Origin of the sequence: Streptomyces millisiae, from assembly GCF_031845425.1 — a bacterium.
Taxonomy (GTDB): domain Bacteria; phylum Actinomycetota; class Actinomycetes; order Streptomycetales; family Streptomycetaceae; genus Streptomyces; species Streptomyces millisiae.
Genome location: NZ_JAVREM010000011.1, coordinates 69,297 through 87,816, shown reverse-complemented (window position 1 = coordinate 87,816; position 18,520 = coordinate 69,297). Strand labels below are relative to the sequence as shown.

Annotated in this window: 15 protein-coding genes and 1 pseudogene; 13 read left to right on the top strand and 3 right to left on the bottom strand. The window is 72.1% G+C overall.

All coding sequences use genetic code 11. From position 1 onward, the window contains the following. Positions 1 to 137 precede the first annotated feature (137 nt). The 7 genes and pseudogenes from RNC47_RS12385 to RNC47_RS12355 all read left to right on the top strand — a co-directional run bounded on the left by RNC47_RS12385 (position 138) and on the right by RNC47_RS12355 (position 7,381). Entirely contained in the window at positions 138 to 1,058 is a 921-nt protein-coding gene (locus RNC47_RS12385) for a carbohydrate ABC transporter permease (protein WP_311598224.1), read from the top strand. Continuing rightward, on the top strand, positions 1,051 to 1,953 hold the full coding sequence (locus tag RNC47_RS12380) for a carbohydrate ABC transporter permease (RefSeq protein ID WP_311598222.1): 903 nt from the start codon (positions 1,051 to 1,053) through the stop codon (positions 1,951 to 1,953). Before RNC47_RS12385 ends, RNC47_RS12380 begins: the two co-directional genes overlap by 8 nt. A gap of 56 nt (positions 1,954 to 2,009) precedes the next feature. Then, entirely contained in the window at positions 2,010 to 3,314 is a 1,305-nt protein-coding gene (locus RNC47_RS12375) for an ABC transporter substrate-binding protein (RefSeq protein ID WP_311598220.1), read from the top strand. Between the two features lie 50 nt (positions 3,315 to 3,364). Beyond that, positions 3,365 to 3,736, top strand: a pseudogene (locus RNC47_RS37620) (Gfo/Idh/MocA family protein); the annotation flags it as partial. A 3-nt stretch (positions 3,737 to 3,739) separates the two neighbouring features. Beyond that, complete coding sequence (locus RNC47_RS37615; protein WP_394814765.1) at positions 3,740 to 5,578, top strand: Gfo/Idh/MocA family oxidoreductase; 1,839 nt, start codon at positions 3,740 to 3,742, stop codon at positions 5,576 to 5,578. Further along, positions 5,575 to 6,336 carry an ABC transporter permease gene (locus RNC47_RS12360; RefSeq protein WP_311598218.1) on the top strand — a complete coding sequence of 254 codons (762 nt, stop codon included), beginning with the start codon at positions 5,575 to 5,577 and terminating at the stop codon, positions 6,334 to 6,336. The genes RNC47_RS37615 and RNC47_RS12360 overlap by 4 nt, the downstream gene beginning before the upstream one ends. Positions 6,337 to 6,403: 67 nt before the next feature. Then, positions 6,404 to 7,381: a COX15/CtaA family protein gene (locus tag RNC47_RS12355; protein WP_311598334.1), complete on the top strand. Its 978-nt coding sequence runs from the start codon at positions 6,404 to 6,406 to the stop codon at positions 7,379 to 7,381. Here RNC47_RS12355 and RNC47_RS12350 read toward each other — a convergent pair. Together RNC47_RS12350 and RNC47_RS12345 are read right to left on the bottom strand one after the other, a co-directional pair. Further along, positions 7,378 to 7,680 carry a type 1 periplasmic-binding domain-containing protein gene (locus tag RNC47_RS12350; RefSeq protein WP_311598217.1) on the bottom strand — a complete coding sequence of 101 codons (303 nt, stop codon included), beginning with the start codon at positions 7,678 to 7,680 and terminating at the stop codon, positions 7,378 to 7,380. The two genes, RNC47_RS12355 and RNC47_RS12350, sit on opposite strands and share 4 nt — an antisense overlap. Positions 7,681 to 7,727: 47 nt before the next feature. After that, positions 7,728 to 9,197, bottom strand: a complete 1,470-nt coding sequence (locus RNC47_RS12345) for an FAD/NAD(P)-binding protein (RefSeq protein ID WP_311598216.1) — start codon at positions 9,195 to 9,197, stop codon at positions 7,728 to 7,730. Positions 9,198 to 9,351: 154 nt separating this feature from the next. Between RNC47_RS12345 and RNC47_RS12340 the strand changes: the two genes are divergently transcribed. Further along, positions 9,352 to 10,521, top strand: a complete 1,170-nt coding sequence (locus tag RNC47_RS12340) for a helix-turn-helix transcriptional regulator (protein ID WP_311598215.1) — start codon at positions 9,352 to 9,354, stop codon at positions 10,519 to 10,521. Between the two features lie 55 nt (positions 10,522 to 10,576). Here the strand turns inward: RNC47_RS12340 and RNC47_RS12335 are convergent, their stop codons facing one another. Next, on the bottom strand, positions 10,577 to 11,515 hold the full coding sequence (locus RNC47_RS12335) for a heme o synthase (RefSeq protein ID WP_311598213.1): 939 nt from the start codon (positions 11,513 to 11,515) through the stop codon (positions 10,577 to 10,579). Positions 11,516 to 11,825: 310 nt separating this feature from the next. On the opposite strand from RNC47_RS12335, the gene tkt reads away from it, so the two are divergent. The 5 genes from tkt (at position 11,826) to pgl (ending at position 18,508) form a co-directional block, all read left to right on the top strand. Further along, the gene (gene tkt / locus RNC47_RS12330) at positions 11,826 to 13,895 is read left to right on the top strand and encodes a transketolase (RefSeq protein ID WP_311598211.1); all 2,070 of its coding nucleotides are present in this window, start codon (positions 11,826 to 11,828) and stop codon (positions 13,893 to 13,895) included. A gap of 99 nt (positions 13,896 to 13,994) precedes the next feature. Continuing rightward, positions 13,995 to 15,113, top strand: coding sequence for a transaldolase (tal, locus tag RNC47_RS12325; protein WP_311598209.1), 1,119 nt, complete (start codon positions 13,995 to 13,997; stop codon positions 15,111 to 15,113). Between the two features lie 7 nt (positions 15,114 to 15,120). After that, a complete protein-coding gene (gene zwf / locus RNC47_RS12320; RefSeq protein WP_311598208.1) occupies positions 15,121 to 16,683 on the top strand; it encodes a glucose-6-phosphate dehydrogenase in 1,563 nt (520 codons plus the stop codon). After that, positions 16,680 to 17,759: a glucose-6-phosphate dehydrogenase assembly protein OpcA gene (gene opcA / locus RNC47_RS12315; RefSeq protein ID WP_311598207.1), complete on the top strand. Its 1,080-nt coding sequence runs from the start codon at positions 16,680 to 16,682 to the stop codon at positions 17,757 to 17,759. Before zwf ends, opcA begins: the two co-directional genes overlap by 4 nt. Further along, positions 17,756 to 18,508: a 6-phosphogluconolactonase gene (gene pgl, locus RNC47_RS12310; protein WP_311598205.1), complete on the top strand. Its 753-nt coding sequence runs from the start codon at positions 17,756 to 17,758 to the stop codon at positions 18,506 to 18,508. The genes opcA and pgl overlap by 4 nt, the downstream gene beginning before the upstream one ends. Positions 18,509 to 18,520: the final 12 nt, after the last annotated feature.

Genomic DNA, 18,520 nt, shown 5'->3' with positions numbered 1-18,520 from the left:
AAGCGGTTGTGATTGGTACGTGCGAGAACCCTTGACGTTTCTGCGGGGGTAGGCCAGAGTCCTGCAACCGGTTGTAAAAACAACGCGCGCTCGCACCCAACTCCGCCGTGGTGTCACGGAAAGGAGCGCTCTTCCGCATGTCCACCTCTCAGGGAACCCTTGCCCCGCAGCTCCGAAAGCGGCGGCGCAAGGAGGCGATCGCCGCCTACCTGTTCCTCGCACCCTGGTTCGTCGGGCTCGTGGCCATCACCGCGGGTCCGCTACTGAGCTCCCTCTACCTGTCCTTCACGGACTACAGCCTCATCGGTGACTCGCAGTGGGTCGGTTTCGACAACTACGTCGAGATGTTCACCGACGATCCGCGGTTCATGAAGGCCCTGAACAACACGGCCGTCTACGTCTTCGTCTCGGTGCCGCTCCAGCTGACCTTCGCCCTCGCGCTGGCGCTGGTGCTGGACCGCGGCGTCCGCGGCCTGCCGTTCTACCGCTCCATCTACTACCTGCCCTCGCTGCTCGGCGGCAGCGTCGCCGTCGCCATCCTGTGGCGGCAGGTCTTCGGCGCCGAGGGGCTGGTCAACGAGGTCCTCGGCTGGTTCGGGGTGGAGGGCGAGAGCTGGGTGGCCCACCCGGACACCGCCCTCGGCACCCTGATCGTGCTGAACGTCTGGACGTTCGGCGCCCCGATGGTCATCTTCCTCGCCGGCCTGCGGCAGATACCCCGCAGCTACTACGAGGCGGCGGGCCTGGACGGGGCCGGTCAGATCCGGCAGTTCTTCTCGATCACGCTGCCGCTGCTGACCCCGATCGTCTTCTTCAACCTGGTCCTGCAGCTGATCAACTCGTTCCAGTCCTTCACGCAGGCCTTCGTGGTCAGCGGCGGCAAGGGCGGCCCGTCCGACTCCACGCTGCTGCTGACGATGCACATCTACCAGGAGGGCTTCGGGAACTTCCAGATGGGCTACGCCTCGGCGATGGCCTGGTTCCTGGTGGTCGTCATCGCCGTGCTGACCGGGGTGAACTTCCTGATGTCGAGGTATTGGGTCTTCTACAGTGACTAGTAACGCCGCCGTCAAACGAGCGCAGCGCGCCAAGACCAACGACACCGTCTTCGGCCGGGTGCTGCACGCCCTCGCCGGCAAGAAGCTGCTCACCCACGCGCTGTTGATCGGCTTCGGTCTCGTGATGCTCTATCCGCTGCTGTGGATGGTCTCGAGCTCGTTCAAGCCGCAGGAGATCATCTTCCGGGAACCGGGGCTGATACCCAGCGACGTCACCACGGAGAACTACACCAACGGTTGGGACGCGCTGCAGTACCCGTTCAGCCACTACTTCATGAACTCGGCGATCATCACCGCCGGTTCGATCGTGGGCAACCTGGTGGCCTGCTCGCTCGCCGCCTACGCCTTCGCCCGGCTCGAGTTCCCGCTGAAACGCTTCTGGTTCGCGCTGATGCTCGGCTCGATCATGCTGCCGCTGCACGTCACGCTCGTGCCGCAGTACATCCTGTTCTCGGAAATGGACTGGATCAACACCTTCTACCCGTTGATCGTGCCCAAGTTCCTCGCCACCGACGCGTTCTTCATCTTCCTCATGGTGCAGTTCATCCGCACCCTGCCGAGGGAGCTCGACGAGGCGGCCGTGATCGACGGCGCCGGCCACTGGCGGATCTTCTCGCGGATCATCATGCCGCTCTGCACCCCGGCGCTGGCCACCACCGCGATCTTCACCTTCATCTGGACCTGGAACGACTTCCTGTCCCAGCTGATCTTCCTCACCAGCCCCGACAAGCTGACCGTCCCGGTGGCGCTGCGCAACTTCCTGGACTCCAGCGGGGATTCCTCGTGGGGGCCGATGTTCGCCATCTCGGTGCTCTCCCTCGGGCCGATCTTCGGCTTCTTCCTGGCCGGCCAGCGGTACCTGGTGCGTGGCATCGCCACCACCGGCATGCGGTGACACCCGCCGCCCACCCCCACACGCACTCACGACACGTAACAGACAAGGAGGTCTCCGTGACGAGCAACAGAAGGCACCACTGGACCAGCGCGAGGAAGCTCGCCCCGGCGCTGCTGACGACCGGCGCCCTGGTCCTCACCACCGCGGCCTGTGGCGGCGGTGACAGCGGCGGCGGCGACGGCGGCCCCGTGACCCTTCGCCTCAGCTGGTGGGGCAACGACGTACGGCAGGGGCTCACCGCCGAGGCCGTCGCACTCTTCGAGGAGACCCACCCGGACATCACCGTCGAGCAGGAGTACGCCGACTGGGACTCCTACTACGACCGGCTGACCACCCAGCTCGCCTCGGGTGACGCGCCCGACGTCTTCGCCACCGAGATCCGCCGGATGGGCGAGTTCGCCACCCGTGGCGCGCTCGCCGACCTCTCCTCCCTGGTGGAGACCGAGAGCCTGGACCCGGAGATCCTCGCCACCGGGGAGGTGGAGGACACCCTCTACGCCATCCCCACCGGGGCCAACGCCTTCGTGATCATGGCCAACACGACCCTGATCGAGGAGGCCGGGCTCGAACTGCCCGACGACACCACCTGGACCTGGGACGACTACCGCGAGTTCAGCGCCCAGGTGACCGAGGCCGTCGGCGACGGCACCTACGGCACCCAGCTCAGCTGGAACGACGCCTACCTCAACATCTACGCGGCCCAGCGCGGCGAGTCGTTCTACGAGGACGACCAGATCGGCATGTCGGCCGAGACCGTCGCCGACTGGTTCGAGTACAACAACCAGCTGGTCGAGTCCGGGGCCACCCCCGACGCCTCGCTCAGCGCCGAGATCGGCAACACCAGCGTCGACCAGTCGCTGATCGCCACCGGCCAGGGCGCCTTCGGCATGTGGTGGAGCAACCAGCTCCAGGCCGTCACCACCGGCTCGGGCGCGGAGATCGAGATCCTGCGCTGGCCCCAGGACTCCGGCGCCGTCAGCGGCGGCCAGTTCCTGCAGCCCAGCATGTACTGGAACATCGCCGAGTCCAGCGACCAGAAGGAGGCCGCCGCCGAGCTGGTGGACTTCCTGATCAACGACCCGGAGGCGGCCGCCATCCTCGGCTCCGACCGTGGTCTGCCGATCAACAGCGCGGTGCGCGAGCAGATAGCGGCCGACCTGCCGGAGACCGACCAGCAGTCGCTCGCCTTCATCGACGAGCTCTCCGACGAGCTGGCCGACCCGCCGTCGGTCAACCCCGTCGGCGCGGGCGAGATCCCGGACATGCTGCAGCGCTACGGCGAGGAGGTCAACTTCGGCCGACTGAGCCCGCAGGAGGCCGCCGAGGCCTTCATCGACGAGGCCAACTCCTCCCTCGGCTGACGCGGCACCACGAACCACCGCACCACCACCACTCCACAGGAGAACCCCGGATGACACGCCGCTACGCAATCGTCGGTCTTGGCCACCGGTCCCGGATGTACGTCGACGCCCTGCTGGGCGACTGGAGCGACACCGGAGAGATCACCGCGCTCTGCGACCGCAACCGGACGCGGATGGACTACTACAACGAACGCATCGCGGCGACGGGTCGGGACCCGGTGCCGACCTTCTCGCCCGACGGCTTCCCGGCCATGCTCGAACTGGCCGACGCCGTCATCGTCACCACGATGGACTCCACCCACGCCCACTACGTGTGCGCGGCCCTGGACGCCGGGCGGGACGTCATCGTGGAGAAGCCCCTGACCGTCGACGCGGAGAGCTGCGCCAAGATCGCGGCCGCCGCGGAGCGCGGTCGGGGGCGGTTGGTGGTCACCTTCAACTACCGCTACGCACCCCGCAACTCGGCGGTGCGCGAGCTGCTGGCCGACGGTCGGATCGGGGACGTCACCGCCGTCCACTTCGACTGGGCCCTGGACACCATCCACGGCGCCGACTACTTCCGCCGCTGGCACCGGCAGGCCGAGAACTCGGGCGGTCTGCTGGTCCACAAGTCGACCCACCACTTCGACCTCGTGAACTGGTGGCTCGGCTCCCACCCCGAACTGGTCTTCGCCCAGACCGACCTGCGCTTCTACGGCGGCTCGGGCGCCGGCGCCGAGCTCTACGGGCCCCGGCCCGAGCGCGGCCAGGGCGCCCCCGGTCTCGGCACCGACCCGTTCATCATCGACATCTCGACCGATCCGCACCTCAAGCGCCTCTACCTGGACGCCGAGCACGAGGACGGCTACCTCAGGGACCAGGACGTCTTCACCGACCCCGTCACCATCCCGGACAACATGTCGGTCCTGGTCCGCTACGGGAACCGGGCGCTGCTCAGCTACTCGCTCACCACGCACGCCCCGTCCGAGGGCTACCGGGTGGTCTTCACCGGCACCAGGGGCCGGATCGTGCTCGACGTGTGCGAGCGCGCCTGGACCCCGCCGCAGGCGGCCGTCGACCCGTCCGCGCACGGCAAGACCCAGGACGAGGGCACCTACGAGCGGCTCACCCTGCACGAGCACTGGAAGGAGCCCGAGGAGATCCCGATCGTCCAGGGCGCCGGCGGCCACGGCGGCGGCGACCGGCTGCTCCTCGACGACGTCTTCCGCGGCGCGGGGAACGACCCGCTGGCCCGCCAGGCCGGCTACCGGGACGGCATCCGCTCGGTGCTGACCGGCGTGGCGGCCAACGAGTCGGCCCGCACCGGCGGCCGACCTACACTCCACTCCATGCACTCCGCAGGGGCCGCACCCGCCGTCGAGGCCGTCGGCCTTGTCAAACGCTATGGCTCGACGACCGCCGTCGACGGCCTCGACCTCACCGTGCGCACCGGCACCGTCACCGCCGTCCTCGGCCCCAACGGCGCGGGCAAGACCACCACGGTCGAGTGCTGCGAGGGCTACCGGACCCCGGACGCCGGCCGGCTGCGGGTCCTCGGCCTCGACCCCGCGACCGAGGCCGCCGCGCTGCGGCCCCGCATCGGCGTGATGCTGCAGGAGGGCGGCGTCTACCCCGGCATCAGGGCGCTGGAGATGCTGCGCCACGTGGCCGGGCTGCACGCCCACCCGCTGGACGTGGACGAGCTCGCCGAGCGCCTCGGCCTCGGCTCCTGCGGCCGCACCACCTACCGGCGGCTCTCCGGCGGCCAGCGGCAGCGGCTCGCGCTGGCCCTGGCCGTCGTCGGCCGCCCCGAGCTGGTCTTCCTCGACGAGCCCACCGCCGGCCTCGACCCGCAGGCCAGGCACGCCACCTGGGACCTGATCCGCGAGCTGCGGGCCGACGGCGTGACCACCGTGCTCACCACCCACTTCATGGACGAGGCCGAGGAGCTCGCCGACGACGTGGCCATCGTCGACGCCGGCCGGGTCATAGCGCACGGCACCCCGGCCGAGCTCGCCCGCGGCGGCACCGCCGACGTGCTGCGCTTCTCCGGCCGCCCGGGACTCGACCTCGCCTCGCTGCGCGCCGCGCTGCCCGCCGGCAGCGAGGCCGAGGAGCCGAGCCCGGGCAACTACCGCATCACCGGCGACGTCGGCCCCCGGCTGCTCGCCACAGTCACCGCCTGGTGCGCCCAGCACGGGGTGCTCGCCGACCGGATCAGCACCCGGCGGCACACCCTGGAGGACGTCTTCCTGGAACTCACCGGCAAGGAGCTGCGGTCATGACCGGCCGGCACACCCCCCGCCCGGGCGCGGCCCCGCTGCCCCGGATGATCGCCGCCCAGGCCGCGCTGGAGACCCGGATGCTGCTGCGCCACGGCGAGCAGCTGCTGCTGACCGTGGTCATCCCGACCCTGCTGCTGGTCCTCTTCTCCACCGTCGACCTGGTGGACGTGGCCGGGGAGCGGATCGACTTCCTGGCCCCCGGCGTGCTGGCCCTGGCCGTGCTGTCCACCGCCTTCACCGGGCAGGCCATCGCCACCGGCTTCGAGCGCCGCTACGGCGTGCTCAAGCGGCTCGCCGCCTCCCCGCTGCCGCGCTGGGCGCTGCTGTGCGGCAAGACCGGCGCGGTGCTGGTCACCATCGCGCTGCAGACGGTGCTGCTCGGCCTGGTCGCGCTGGCGCTCGGCTGGTCCCCGCACGGCAACCCGCTGGCGGTCGCCGTCCTGCTGCTGCTCGGCACGGCCGCCTGCTCGGGACTCGGCCTGCTGATGGCCGGCACCCTGCGCGCCGAGGCCACGCTCGCCGCCGCCAACCTGGTCTTCGTGCTGCTGCTGTTCTTCGGCGGGGTGATCGTGCCGCTCGACGACTTCCCCGCCGGGGCGCGCACGGTCCTCGAACTGCTGCCGCTCGCGGCGCTCTCCGACGGGCTGCGGGACGTGCTGCGGGACGGCGCCGCCATGCCGTGGGCCGACGCCGGCGTGCTGGCCGCCTGGGCGGCCGTGGCACTGGCCGCGGCGGCCCGCTTCTTCCGCTGGGAGTAGCGGCCGCCGGCCCCCGCGGACCCCTCGTGAAAAGTTGCACAAGCGGGGGGCATACGATGACCGGGTGCTGAAAGCAGTGCGAAACCCCCTCGCCTACATCGCCGAGCGCTGGACGCCCCGGCCCGAGACCGTGCGGCGCGCGGCGCTCACGGCGCTCGTCATGAGCGTCGTCATCATCGTCACCGGCGGCGCCGTCCGGCTCACCGGCTCCGGCCTCGGCTGCGACACCTGGCCGCGCTGCAGCGACGACAGCCTGGTCGCCACCAGCGAGATGGGCCTGCACGGCGCCATCGAGTTCGGCAACCGGATGATGACCTACGTGGTGTCCGCCGCGGTGGGCTGGTTCATCATCGCCGCCCGCTCGGCCAAGCCGGAGCGGCGGTCGCTGACCAGGCTCGGCTGGGCCCAGTTCTGGGTGGTGATGCTCAACGGCGTCGTCGGCGGGATCACGGTCCTGACCGAGCTCAACCCGTTCATCGTCGCCGGCCACTTCCTGGCCGCGATGGCCCTGCTCACCACGACGACGCTGGCCTGGATCCGCGTCCGCGAGGGCGACGCGCCGCCGCGCCCGCTGGTGGGCCCGCCGGTGCGGCGCGCGGTGCTCGGCCTGACGGCGCTGTCCGCCGCCCTGGTGGTCGTCGGCACGGCTGTGACGGGCAGCGGCAAGCACGCGGGCGACGACAGCGACATCGAGCGGATGCCGTTCGACTGGGAGACCGTCACCCGGGTCCACTCGCTGCTCGCCTGGGCCGTGGTGCTCGGCGCGATCGCCGTCTGGGCCGGCATGCGCCTGATGGACGCCCCGCCCGGCCCGCGGGCCAGGGCGCGGGAGCTGATCTGGGTGCTGCTCGGGCAGGGCGTGCTCGGCTACACCCAGTACTTCCTCGACGAGCCGGAGCTGCTGGTCGGCATGCACCTGTTCGGCGCCACCCTGGTCTGGATCGCCACGCTGCGCCTGCTGCTCGCCCTCCGCGAGCGGGGCGCCGCGGCGGAGGACGCACCGGCCACCCCGGCGCGGGAACCGGCGCCGCTCGCCGCCGGCTAACCGATCTGGATCCCGGCCATCCGACGCCACTCCCGCGGCCCGGTCCGCAACCGGGCCGCGAGCTCCCCGTCCAGCGCCTCCCGCACCTCGACGCCGGCCGCCCGCGCGGCCTCCTCCAGCGTCTCGCGGCGCGCCGCCACGACATCCCCCCACTCGCCGTCGGCCCCCACCAGCACCAGCCGGTACCCACGGGCCCCCAGATAGGCGATCTGCCCGCCGGCCCCACCGTGCGCCTCGGCGAACCGGCGGACGGTGCGGGTGGCGGCCCGGGCGTGGCGTGACGATGAAATCTCGACCATGCGCCCCAGGTTACCCGTCGGTACGCCGCCCTGCGCCGGGGCGTCCGTCAGGCGTGCGGTGCCAGCAGGGACCGGGCGACGCGCTCGCCCTCGGCGGCGAGCCCCGGCGGGTTGGTCGCGATGAACAGCGTGTCACCCGCGAGGTTGCCCAGGACGTGCCAGACCGGGTCGGGCCGGCCCGCCACGGTGAGCCGGCCGGAGCCCGGCTCGCTGCTGAGGCCGCCGGTCCCGCACGCTTCGGCGGCGCCTTCGGCCAGCAGCGAGCTGACCAGCGGCCCGGCCTCCTGAGGTGTCGCGTAGGCGGGCGGGTTGACCGCGTTGATGACGAGATCGGCCGTCCACCGGGACGTGTCGAGGACGCGGAACCCCTTGCCCTCGGCGGGCGCTATCTTGACGAGGCCGGGCCGCGTCCGCAGCTGGCCGGAGTCGAACAGCCGCAGCAGCAGGTGCGCGTTGTGCGGCACCATCGGCGAGCTCAGGCCGTTGACGGCGCGGAAGTGGCGGCGCAGCAGCATCGTTCTCTCGTGCCGGGGCAGCGACCGCCAGGCGGCCGGCCCCGCGGTGCGGATGGCCAACGTCAGCAGCCGGCGGCCGAGGTGCGGCGAGTCCACCGCGGCCAGCTGGCGGCGCAGCCATTCCACGGTGTGCCCGGTCTCGGTCACCTCGGACGCGAACGCGTCGAAGTCCTGGCCGAGCTCGGCGAGTTCCTGACGCATGAGGGAGACCAGCCGGGCGAGGGAGAGTTCCTGGGCAAGGGCCGCGACGCGGCCTGGCGTCAGGTGCCTGGGCCTGAGCTCGACCGGCCGCTGCTGGACCCAGGGCAGCATTCCGTGCCGGGAGAGCAGGCTGATGGGCCCGGTGTGCCCGCCCGCGATCAGCCCGGCGACGATGTCCACCGCGGTCAGCCCGCTGCCGATGACGGCCACGTGCGCGCTCGCGGGGATTCCGGTGAGCGTGCGCGCGAGCGGGTACGGCTCGAGCACGAAGCCCGGCGCGCCGTCGAGACCGTAGTGATCGTGCGGACGACCGCCGCCCACGCAGAGCACCGCGCGGTCGACCCGATGGCGGCCGCCGTGCTCGGTGTGCAGCACGGCCGCGTCCCGGGAGAACCCGGTGACCCGCGAGTGCACGACGCTCACCCGCCAGCCGTCCCGCCGGAGCCGGTCGATCGCCGCCCGGGCCGTGTGGCCGAGGTACTCGCCGTAGACCGCCCGGGGAACGAGCGGCTGGCCGAGTCCAGGGTCCTGGTACGCCGCGAGATCGACGATCCCCCGTTCACCGCGGTCGTGCAGCCACCGGGAGTAGTGGCCGGCGTCTCCGGCCCGGACGGACATGATCATCGGCGGGGCGTTCACCCGTGCCGCGGGGATGTCCTCCTGGTAGGCCCGCCCCCGCCAGGGTGCCGGCGACCCGTCGAACACCGTGATGCCGCCCGGGGCGGCGTTCGCACGCGCCAGCGTGTCGAGCAGCCCGACGGCGGCCGCCCCCGCCCCGACGATTCCGATCTCCAAGGTCATCGCTCCATGACCCCTTTCAGCTGAGGTTTCGTCACTCACCCTCGCTGGGCGAAGCGGGGCCTTCCATCCCTCGATCGCGGGGTTCGACCCGGTCGCGCGCCCCCCTCGATCGAGGGGTTGCGGGTCCGTCGTCGCCGAGGGGAGGATCACGGGCATGACCAGGTCCGCTCTGCCCGGGCACCGGGCGGTGCTCGCGGGTGCCGACCGCGCCCGGGACGCGCTCGCCCTGTTCGCCGAGACCTCCACCCGGCTCCAGCGGCTGATGCCGTTCGACGCCGCGGTCTGGCGTGCGACGGACCCGCTCACCGGGCTGACCACCGCGCCCGTCCTGGTCGAGAACCTCAACGAGGGCGGCTGCGGCGCCTACTGGGAGTGCGAGCTGCTCGGCGAGAACATCAACCTGTTCCGTGATCTCTCGCGCGCCGAGGTTCCGGCAGTCGGGCTGCGGGAGAGCACGGGCGACCGACAGGCGCTCAGCGTGCTGTACCGGAAGTTCATGCTTCCCCGGGGCTTCGACGACGAGCTCCGCGCGGTGCTGCGGGTGGGCGGACAGCCGTGGGGGATGCTGAGCCTGTTCCGGGAGCGAGGGCGGCGACCGTTCGACGCCGGGGACGCCGGCTTCGTCGGCAGCCTTTCGGCCCCGCTCGCGCGGCGGCTGCGTTCCTACGCCCAGCCCGCGCCGACGCCGGTGTCCACCGCCCAGGGCGGTCCCGGCCTGCTGCTCTTCGACTCGGCGGACGTTCTCGTCTCGATCAACGAGGACGCCCGGCGGCTGCTGGCCGAGATGCCGCCCGGGCCGTCGGTGGCGACCCGGTTCGGCGTCGCGCTTCCCGCGTGGATTCTCACCATGGCCACCTATGCGCGGACGGCCACCGGCGACGAGAACGCCCGCATCCGGATACCCACCAGGACCGGCCACTGGCTCGTCTGCCACGGCTCACGCCTCCGCGAGCCGGACGGCCGGCCGGGCGCGACCGCGATGGTGATCGAGCCGGCCAAGGTGTCCGAGGTGGCGTCCCTGGTCATGGCGGCCTACGAACTGTCCCCGCGTGAACTCGAGATCACCCGGCTGATCGCGCGCGGGCTGCCGACCCGGGACATCGCCGACCGGCTGCATCTGTCGCCCCACACGGTGCGCGACCATGTGAAGGCCGTCTTCGACAAGGTCGGCGTCACCAGCCGCGGCGAGCTCGTGGCCGCGCTGTTCACCGAGCACTGCGAGCCGCTCGCGGCCGCCAACACCGTCCGCGTCCTGGGCGAGCCGCCCTCGGTCCCCGACCACCCGTCGCCCGTGCGGTCCTGGGGCACGGCGTCCCGGGCCTGAGGCGCCGAGCGCCCCGGCGCCTCGCGCGGAGAACGCCTCGCCCGGAGAGCCCCGGTCAGGAGAGGAACGGGTCGATCGCCACGGCCAGGAAGACCAGCGAGACGTACGTGATCGACCAGTGGAAGAGCCGCATCTCCTTGAGCTTGGCCGCCCCCGCCCTGGCCCGCGCCTGGAGCGCGTGCGCCTCCCAGAGCCACCAGATGCCGGCCGCCGCCGCCACCGTCGTGTAGAACCAGCCGGCGTACCCCAGCGGCCACAGCAGCAGCGAGACCCCGACCATCACCCAGCTGTAGACGACGATCTGCCGCGCCACCGCCAGGTTGCCCGCGACGACCGGCAGCATCGGGACGCCGACCTTCGCGTAGTCGTCCTGCACCCGCATCGACAGCGGCCAGTAGTGCGGCGGCGTCCAGAAGAAGATCACCAGGAAGAGGATGACCGCGGCCCAGGAGAGCGTGCCCGTCACCGAGGACCAGCCGATCAGCACCGGCAGGCAGCCGGCGATGCCGCCCCAGACGATGTTCTGCGAGGTGCGGCGCTTGAGCCACATCGTGTAGACGACGACGTAGAAGAGCAGCGCGCCCAGCGACAGCGCGGCCGACATCCAGTTCACCAGGAGGCCGAACCACAGCGTGGACACGACGGCGAGGGTGATGCCGAAGACGAGGCCCTCGGTGGGCCGCACCACGCCGGTCACCAGCGGCCGGTTCTTCGTGCGCTGCATCACGGCGTCGATGTCGCGGTCGATGTACATGTTGAGCGCGTTGGCGCCGCCCGCCGAGAGGTAGCCGGCGAAGCAGGTGGAGAGCACCAGCCACGGGTCCGGCACCCCGCCCTCGGCGAGGAACATCACGGGGACCGTGGTCATCAGCAGCAGCTCGATGATGCGGGGCTTGGTGAGGGCCACGAAGCCCCGGATCCTCGCCCCCGGTGTCCAACGACCCGAGGCGGAGCCGAGCGGCTCTGCCACGGGACGGGAATCAACGGCCGTCACGGACACCCCTGGTTGTACGACATCGGCGATCGGTTGTGCCCAGTCACTCTAGACGCCCGACTTACACGGCTTGTCACCGGGGGTGCCCGTGTCCGGCACCCAGCGGGACCGGTGAACATGCCGGCTCGGCCGCCCTGGGGCACCCTTGAGGTGTCGGCCAGCGGCCCCGCGAAGGAGCGGGCTCCCGGCCCGGGTCCTGCCCGGAGGTAGGCTCGATGGCGGTCCGGTGAGCCACCCGCCGCCTGGCGGATCGTCCCCGTCACCGGCCTGACACACGCGGAACGTACGCGGAGAGGAGCCCTGACGCAGGGTGAGCAGCAAGCCGACCACTTCAGACCTCGAATGGACCGACCTGGACCAGCGGGCAGTCGACACCGCCCGGGTTTTGGCCGCGGACGCCGTGCAGAAGGTCGGTAACGGCCACCCGGGCACGGCGATGAGCCTGGCGCCAGCCGCCTACCTGATCTTCCAGAAGCTCATGCGGCACGACCCCTCGGACCCCGACTGGACCGGCCGCGACCGGTTCGTGCTGTCCGTCGGTCACACCAGCCTCACGCTCTACGTCCAGCTGTACCTCGCCGGCTACGGCCTGACCCTGGACGACCTGAAGGCGTTCCGCACCTGGGGCAGCAGGACCCCGGGGCACCCGGAGCACGGCCACACGGTGGGCGTCGAGACCACCACGGGCCCGCTCGGCCAGGGCATCGGCAACGCGGTGGGCATGGCGATGGCCGCCCGCTACGAGCGTGGCCTGTTCGACCCGGACGCGGCCCCCGGCACCTCCCCGTTCGACCACACCATCTACACCATCGCCGGTGACGGCTGCCTGCAGGAGGGCGTGGCCGCCGAGGCCGTCTCGCTCGCGGGCCACCAGAAGCTCGGCAACCTGGTGCTGCTCTACGACGACAACCACATCTCCATCGAGGGCGACACCGCCACCGCGTTCTCCGAGGACGTGCTGGGCCGCTTCGAGGCGTACGGCTGGCACGTGCAGCGGGTGGCGCCCAAGGAGGACGGCGACCTGGACCCGGCCGCGCTGCACGCCGCGTTCCAGGCGGCCAAGGCGGAGACCGAGCGCCCCTCGATCATCGCCGCGCGCTCGATCATCGCCTGGCCGGCGCCGAACGCGCGGAACACCGAGGCCGCGCACGGCTCGGCGCTCGGCGCCGACGAGGTGGCCGCCACCAAGCGGGTGCTGGGCTTCGACCCCGAGCAGCACTTCCAGGTCGAGGACGCGGTGCTGGCGCACGCCCGCGGCGCGGTGGAGCGCGGCCAGGCGGCGCGCGCCGCCTGGGAGAAGGAGCTGGCCGTCTGGCGCGAGGCCAACCCGGAGCGGGCCGCCGAGTTCGACCGGATCCGCGCGGGCAAGCTGCCCGAGGGCTGGGAGAAGGCGCTGCCGGTCTTCGACGAGGGCTCCTCGGTGGCCACCCGCAAGGCGTCGGGCCAGACGCTCAAGGCGCTCGGCGCGGTCATCCCCGAGCTGTGGGGCGGCTCGGCCGACCTGGCCGGTTCGAACAACACCACGATCGACGCGTCCTCCTCGTTCCTCCCGGCGGGCAACCCGCTGCCGGAGGCGAACCCGTACGGCCGCACCGTGCACTACGGGATCCGCGAGCACGCCATGGGCGCCGTGATGAACGGCGTGGCGCTGCACGGCAACACCCGGATCTACGGCGGCACCTTCCTGGTGTTCTCCGACTACATGCGGCCCGCGGTGCGCCTCGCCGCGCTGATGAAGCAGCCGGTCACCTACGTGTGGACGCATGACTCGATCGGCCTCGGCGAGGACGGCCCGACCCACCAGCCGGTGGAGCACCTGGCCGCGCTGCGCGCGATCCCCGGGCTGAACGTGGTGCGCCCGGCCGACGCCAACGAGACGGCCATCGCCTGGCGCGAGATCCTGCGCCGCGACAACGCCCCGCACGGCCTCGCGCTGACCCGGCAGAACGTGCCGACCTACGCGCCCAACGAGGGCACGGCCAAGGGCGGTTACGTGCACACCGAGGCGGAGGGCGGCACCCCGCGCGTCATCCTGATCGCCACCGGCTCCGAGCTGCACCTGGCGCTCGCCGCCCGGCAGGAACTCCAGGCGGACGGCGTGCCCACCCGGGTGGTCTCGATGCCGTGCGTGGAGTGGTTCGAGGAGCAGGACCAGGCGTACCGGGACAGCGTGCTGCTTCCCGAGGTGACGGCCCGAGTGGCGGTGGAGGCGGGCATCGGCCTGACCTGGCACCGTTATGTCGGACAGCACGGACGGGTGGTCTCGCTGGAGCACTTCGGTGCCTCGGCGGACTACCAGACGCTCTACCGTGAGTTCGGCATCACGCCCGAGGCCGTGGCGTCGGCCGCGAAGGAGTCCCTGGCGGCCTCGACGCGCTGACGTGGGGTGCCGGCGGCGAGCGCCGCCGGCACCCACCACCCGCCCGTACCGGTCAACGACGACGACGGCACACGACAGACACCAGGAGACGCGATTCCAATGACAGACGCACTCGGACGCCTTTCCGAAGAGGGCGTGGCGATCTGGCTGGACGACCTGTCCCGGGCCCGGATCAGCTCAGGCAACCTCGGTGAGCTGCTTGACCAGCAGCATGTCGTGGGCGTGACGACCAACCCGACGATCTTCCAGAAGGCGATCTCGGGCGGCGACGGCTACGAGGAGCAGGTGGCCGACCTGGCCGCCAGGCGGGTGACGGTCGAGGAGGCGGTGCGCATGATCACCACCGCCGACGTGCGGGACGCGGCCGACGTGCTGCGTCCGCTGCACGAGGCGACCGGCGGTCTCGACGGCCGGGTGTCCATCGAGGTGGACCCCCGGCTCGCGCACGACACGGCGGCCACCGTCGCCGAGGCCAAGCAGCTGGCCTGGCTGGTGGACCGCCCCAACACGTTCATCAAGATCCCGGCGACCCGGGCCGGGCTGCCGGCCATCACCGAGGTCATCGGGCGTGGCATCAGCGTGAACGTGACGCTGATCTTCTCGCTCGACCGCTACCGCGAGGTGATGGACGCCTACCAGGCGGGCCTGGAGAAGGCGAAGGCCAAGGGCCTGGACCTGTCGGCCATCTACTCGGTGGCGTCGTTCTTCGTCTCCCGGGTGGACACCGAGGTCGACAAGCGGCTCGACGCGCTGGGCACGCCGGAGGCCACGGCGCTGCGCGGCAAGGCGGCGGTGGCCAACGCCCGGCTGGCCTACCAGGCGTTCGAGGAGGTCGTGGCGGCCGACCGCTGGCAGGCCCTGTCGCGGGAGGGCGCCAACCCGCAGCGGCCGCTGTGGGCCTCCACCGGCGTCAAGGACCCGGCCTACCCGGACACCATGTACGTCGCGGACCTCGTGGCGCCCGGCACCGTGAACACCATGCCGGAGGCCACCCTGCGGGCGGTCGAGGACCACGGCGTGATCAGCGGGAACACGATCGCCGGCACCTACGAGGAGGCCCGCGGCGTGCTGGACGCGCTGGAGAAGCTCGGCGTGTCGTACGACGACGTGGTGCAGGTCCTGGAGGACGAGGGCGTGGAGAAGTTCGCCCACTCCTGGGACGGCCTGCTGGACTCCACCAGGGCGGAGCTCGAGCGCCTCGCCGGTGGGAAGGGCTGAACGGCGGGTGAGCGGCGGATCGAAGCGGGCGGCGTCGTCCCGGCCCCCGGCCGGCGGCAACCCGCTGCGCACCGCGCAGGACCGGCGGCTGCCGCGCATCGCGGGCCCCTCCGGTCTGGTGATCTTCGGTGTGACGGGTGACCTGTCGCGCAAGAAGCTGATGCCGGCGGTCTACGACCTCGCCAACCGGGGTCTGCTGCCGCCGGGCTTCTCGCTGGTGGGCTTCGCCCGCCGGGACTGGGAGAACGAGGACTTCGCCGAGGTGGTGCGCGAGTCGGTGAGCCGGTACTCGCGCACCCCGTTCCGCGAGGAGGTCTGGCGGCAGCTGGCCGAGGGCATGCGGTTCGTGCCCGGCGTCTTCGGCGACGACGACGCCTTCGCGACGCTGCGCGAGACGATCGAGCAGCTCGACAAGGAGCGCGGCACGGGCGGGAACTTCGCGTTCTACCTGTCGGTGCCGCCGAAGTACTTCCCCGACGTGGTGCGGCAGCTGCGCAGCAGCGGCCTGTCGGAGGCGCCGGACGGCTCGTGGCGGCGGGCGGTGATCGAGAAGCCCTTCGGTCACGACCTGGCCAGCGCGCGGGAGCTGAACGCGGTGGTGCACGAGGTGTTCGCGCCGCACGAGGTGTTCCGGATCGACCACTACCTGGGCAAGGAGACGGTCCAGAACATCCTGGCGCTGCGGTTCGCCAACACGATGTTCGAGCCGATCTGGAACCGGTCCTACGTGGACCACGTGCAGATCACCATGGCCGAGGACATCGGCATCGGCGGCCGCGCCGGCTACTACGACGGCATCGGCTCCGCCCGCGACGTCATCCAGAACCACCTCCTCCAGCTGCTCGCCCTCACCGCGATGGAGGAGCCGTCCTCGTTCGAGGCCGACGCGCTGGTGACCGAGAAGCTGAAGGTGCTCGAGGCGGTGCGCCTGCCGCACGACCTGGGCCGGCACACGGTGCGCGGCCAGTACACGGGCGGCTGGCAGGGCGGCGAGAGGGTGCTCGGCTATCTGGAGGAGGAGGGCATCGACGCCGACTCCACCACCGACACCTACGCGGCCGTCAAGCTGGAGATCGACAACCGGCGGTGGGCCGGGGTGCCGTTCTACCTGCGCACCGGCAAGCGTCTCGGCCGCCGGGTCACGGAGATCGCGGTGGTCTTCCAGCGGGCGCCCTACTCACCGTTCGACGCCACCGACACCCAGGAGCTGGGCCACAACGCGCTGGTGATCCGGGTGCAGCCGGACGAGGGCGTCACGGTGCGGTTCGGCTCCAAGGTGCCCGGCACCCAGATGGAGATCAGGGACGTCACCATGGACTTCGCCTACGGCGAGTCCTTCACCGAGTCCAGCCCCGAGGCGTACGAACGCCTGCTGCTCGACGTGCTGCTCGGCGACGCCAACCTCTTCCCCCGCCACCAGGAGGTGGAGCGGTCCTGGGAGATCCTCGACCCCGTCGAGGAGTACTGGGACCGGCACGGTAAGCCCGAGCCGTACGCCTCGGGCACCTGGGGCCCGACGGCGGCGGACGAGATGCTGGCACGAGACGGACGGAGCTGGCGCCGGCCATGAACATCGATCTCACCGACACGACGTCGAGCAAGGTCAACGCGGCGCTCGTCGAGGCCAGGCGGGCGGTGGGGGCGGCGGTCGGCATGGTGCTGACCCTGGTCATCGTCACCGACGAGGGGAACCACTACGACGCGCTCCGGGCGGCGAGCGAGGCGTCCAAGGAGCACCCGTCCCGGATCCTGGTGGTGATCAGGCGCCCCGGGCGTTCGCCGCGCGAGCGCGCCACCGCGCGGCTCGACGCCGAGGTGCGGGTGGGCGGCGAGACGGGCAACGGCGAGACGGTGCTGCTGCGGCTGCACGGCGAGCTGGCGGGCCACGCCTACAGCGTGGTGCTGCCGCTGCTGCTGCCGGACGCGCCGGTGGTGGTCTGGTGGCCCGACGAGGCGCCGCCGCATCCGGCGGAGGACCTGCTCGGCACGCTGGCGCAGCGGCGGATCACGGACGCGGCGGCCTGCGAGGACCCGGTGGCGGCGCTCGGCGAGCGGGCCAGGGTCTACGCGCCCGGCGACACCGACCTGGCCTGGACCCGGATCACGCCGTGGCGCAGCGTGCTGGCGGCCGCGCTCGACCAGCGGCACGGCCGGATCACGGCGGCCGAGGTGTCGGGCGAGGAGTACAACCCGAGCAGCGAGCTGCTGGCGCTGTGGCTCGCTGAGCGGCTCGCGGTGCCGGTGGACCGGGTGGTCTCGCCGGGGCCCGGCATCACGGCGGTGCGGCTGATCACGGAGGACGGGGTCATCTGCCTGGACCGGGCGAACGGTTCGCTGGCCACGCTGGCGGTTCCCGGGCAGCCGGACCGGCACGTGGCGCTGCACCGGCGGTCGACGGCGGAGCTGATCGCCGAGGAGCTGCGCCGGCTCGACCCGGACGAGGCGTACGCGGATGCGGTGCGGCGCGGCGCGGACGGGCTCGGATCCGCGTCGGTCGCGGCCGACCCGGCCGACGCGGCGCGGGCCCAGGAGCGGGCACCGCTGCCCAGGCGCTCGCCGGGCGAGGACCGGCCCCGGCCCGGCCGGGCGGCCACGAAGTCGAGCAGGTCCGCGAAGTCCACCCGGAGCAGGGAGAAGAAGGCATGACGGCGACGCCGCGTCTGGTGGTGCACCGCGACAAGGAGCTGATGGCGCAGGCCACGGCGGCCCGGCTGGTCACGGAGATCGTGGACGCGCAGACGGCCCGCGGCTCGGCGTCCGTGGTGCTGACCGGCGGCCGCAACGGCAACGGGGTGCTGGCCGCGCTGGCCGTCTCGCCGGCCAGGGAGGCCGTGGACTGGGCGCGGGTCGACCTGTGGTGGGGCGACGAGCGCTTCCTGCCGGAGGGCGACCCGGAGCGCAATGTGACGCAGGCCAGGCAGGCGCTGCTCGACGCGCTGCCGCTCGACCCGGCGCGGGTGCATCCGATGCCGGCGTCCGACGGCCGGCACGGCGACGACGTCGACGCGGCGGCCACCTCCTACGCCGCCGAACTGGCGGTGGCGGCGGGCCCCTTCGACGTGCTGATGCTGGGCGTGGGCCCGGACACCCACGTGGCCTCGCTGTTCCCCGGGCTCCCCGCGGTGCGGGAGGAGAAGCAGACGGTGCTCGCCGTGCGGAACGCCCCCAAGCCGCCGCCCACCCGCATCACGCTGACGCTGCCGGCGATCCGCTCGGCGCGCCAGGTGTGGCTGCTGGCGGCCGGCGAGGACAAGGCCAAGGCGGTGGCCACCGCGCTCGCCGACGAGGCGGACGCCGCCGAGGCGCCGGCGGCCGGCGCGCGCGGCACGGCCCGCACCCTGTGGCTGCTCGACCGCGCCGCCGCCTCGGCCCTGCCGCCGGAGCGCCTCTCCTAGGACAGGGCCTAG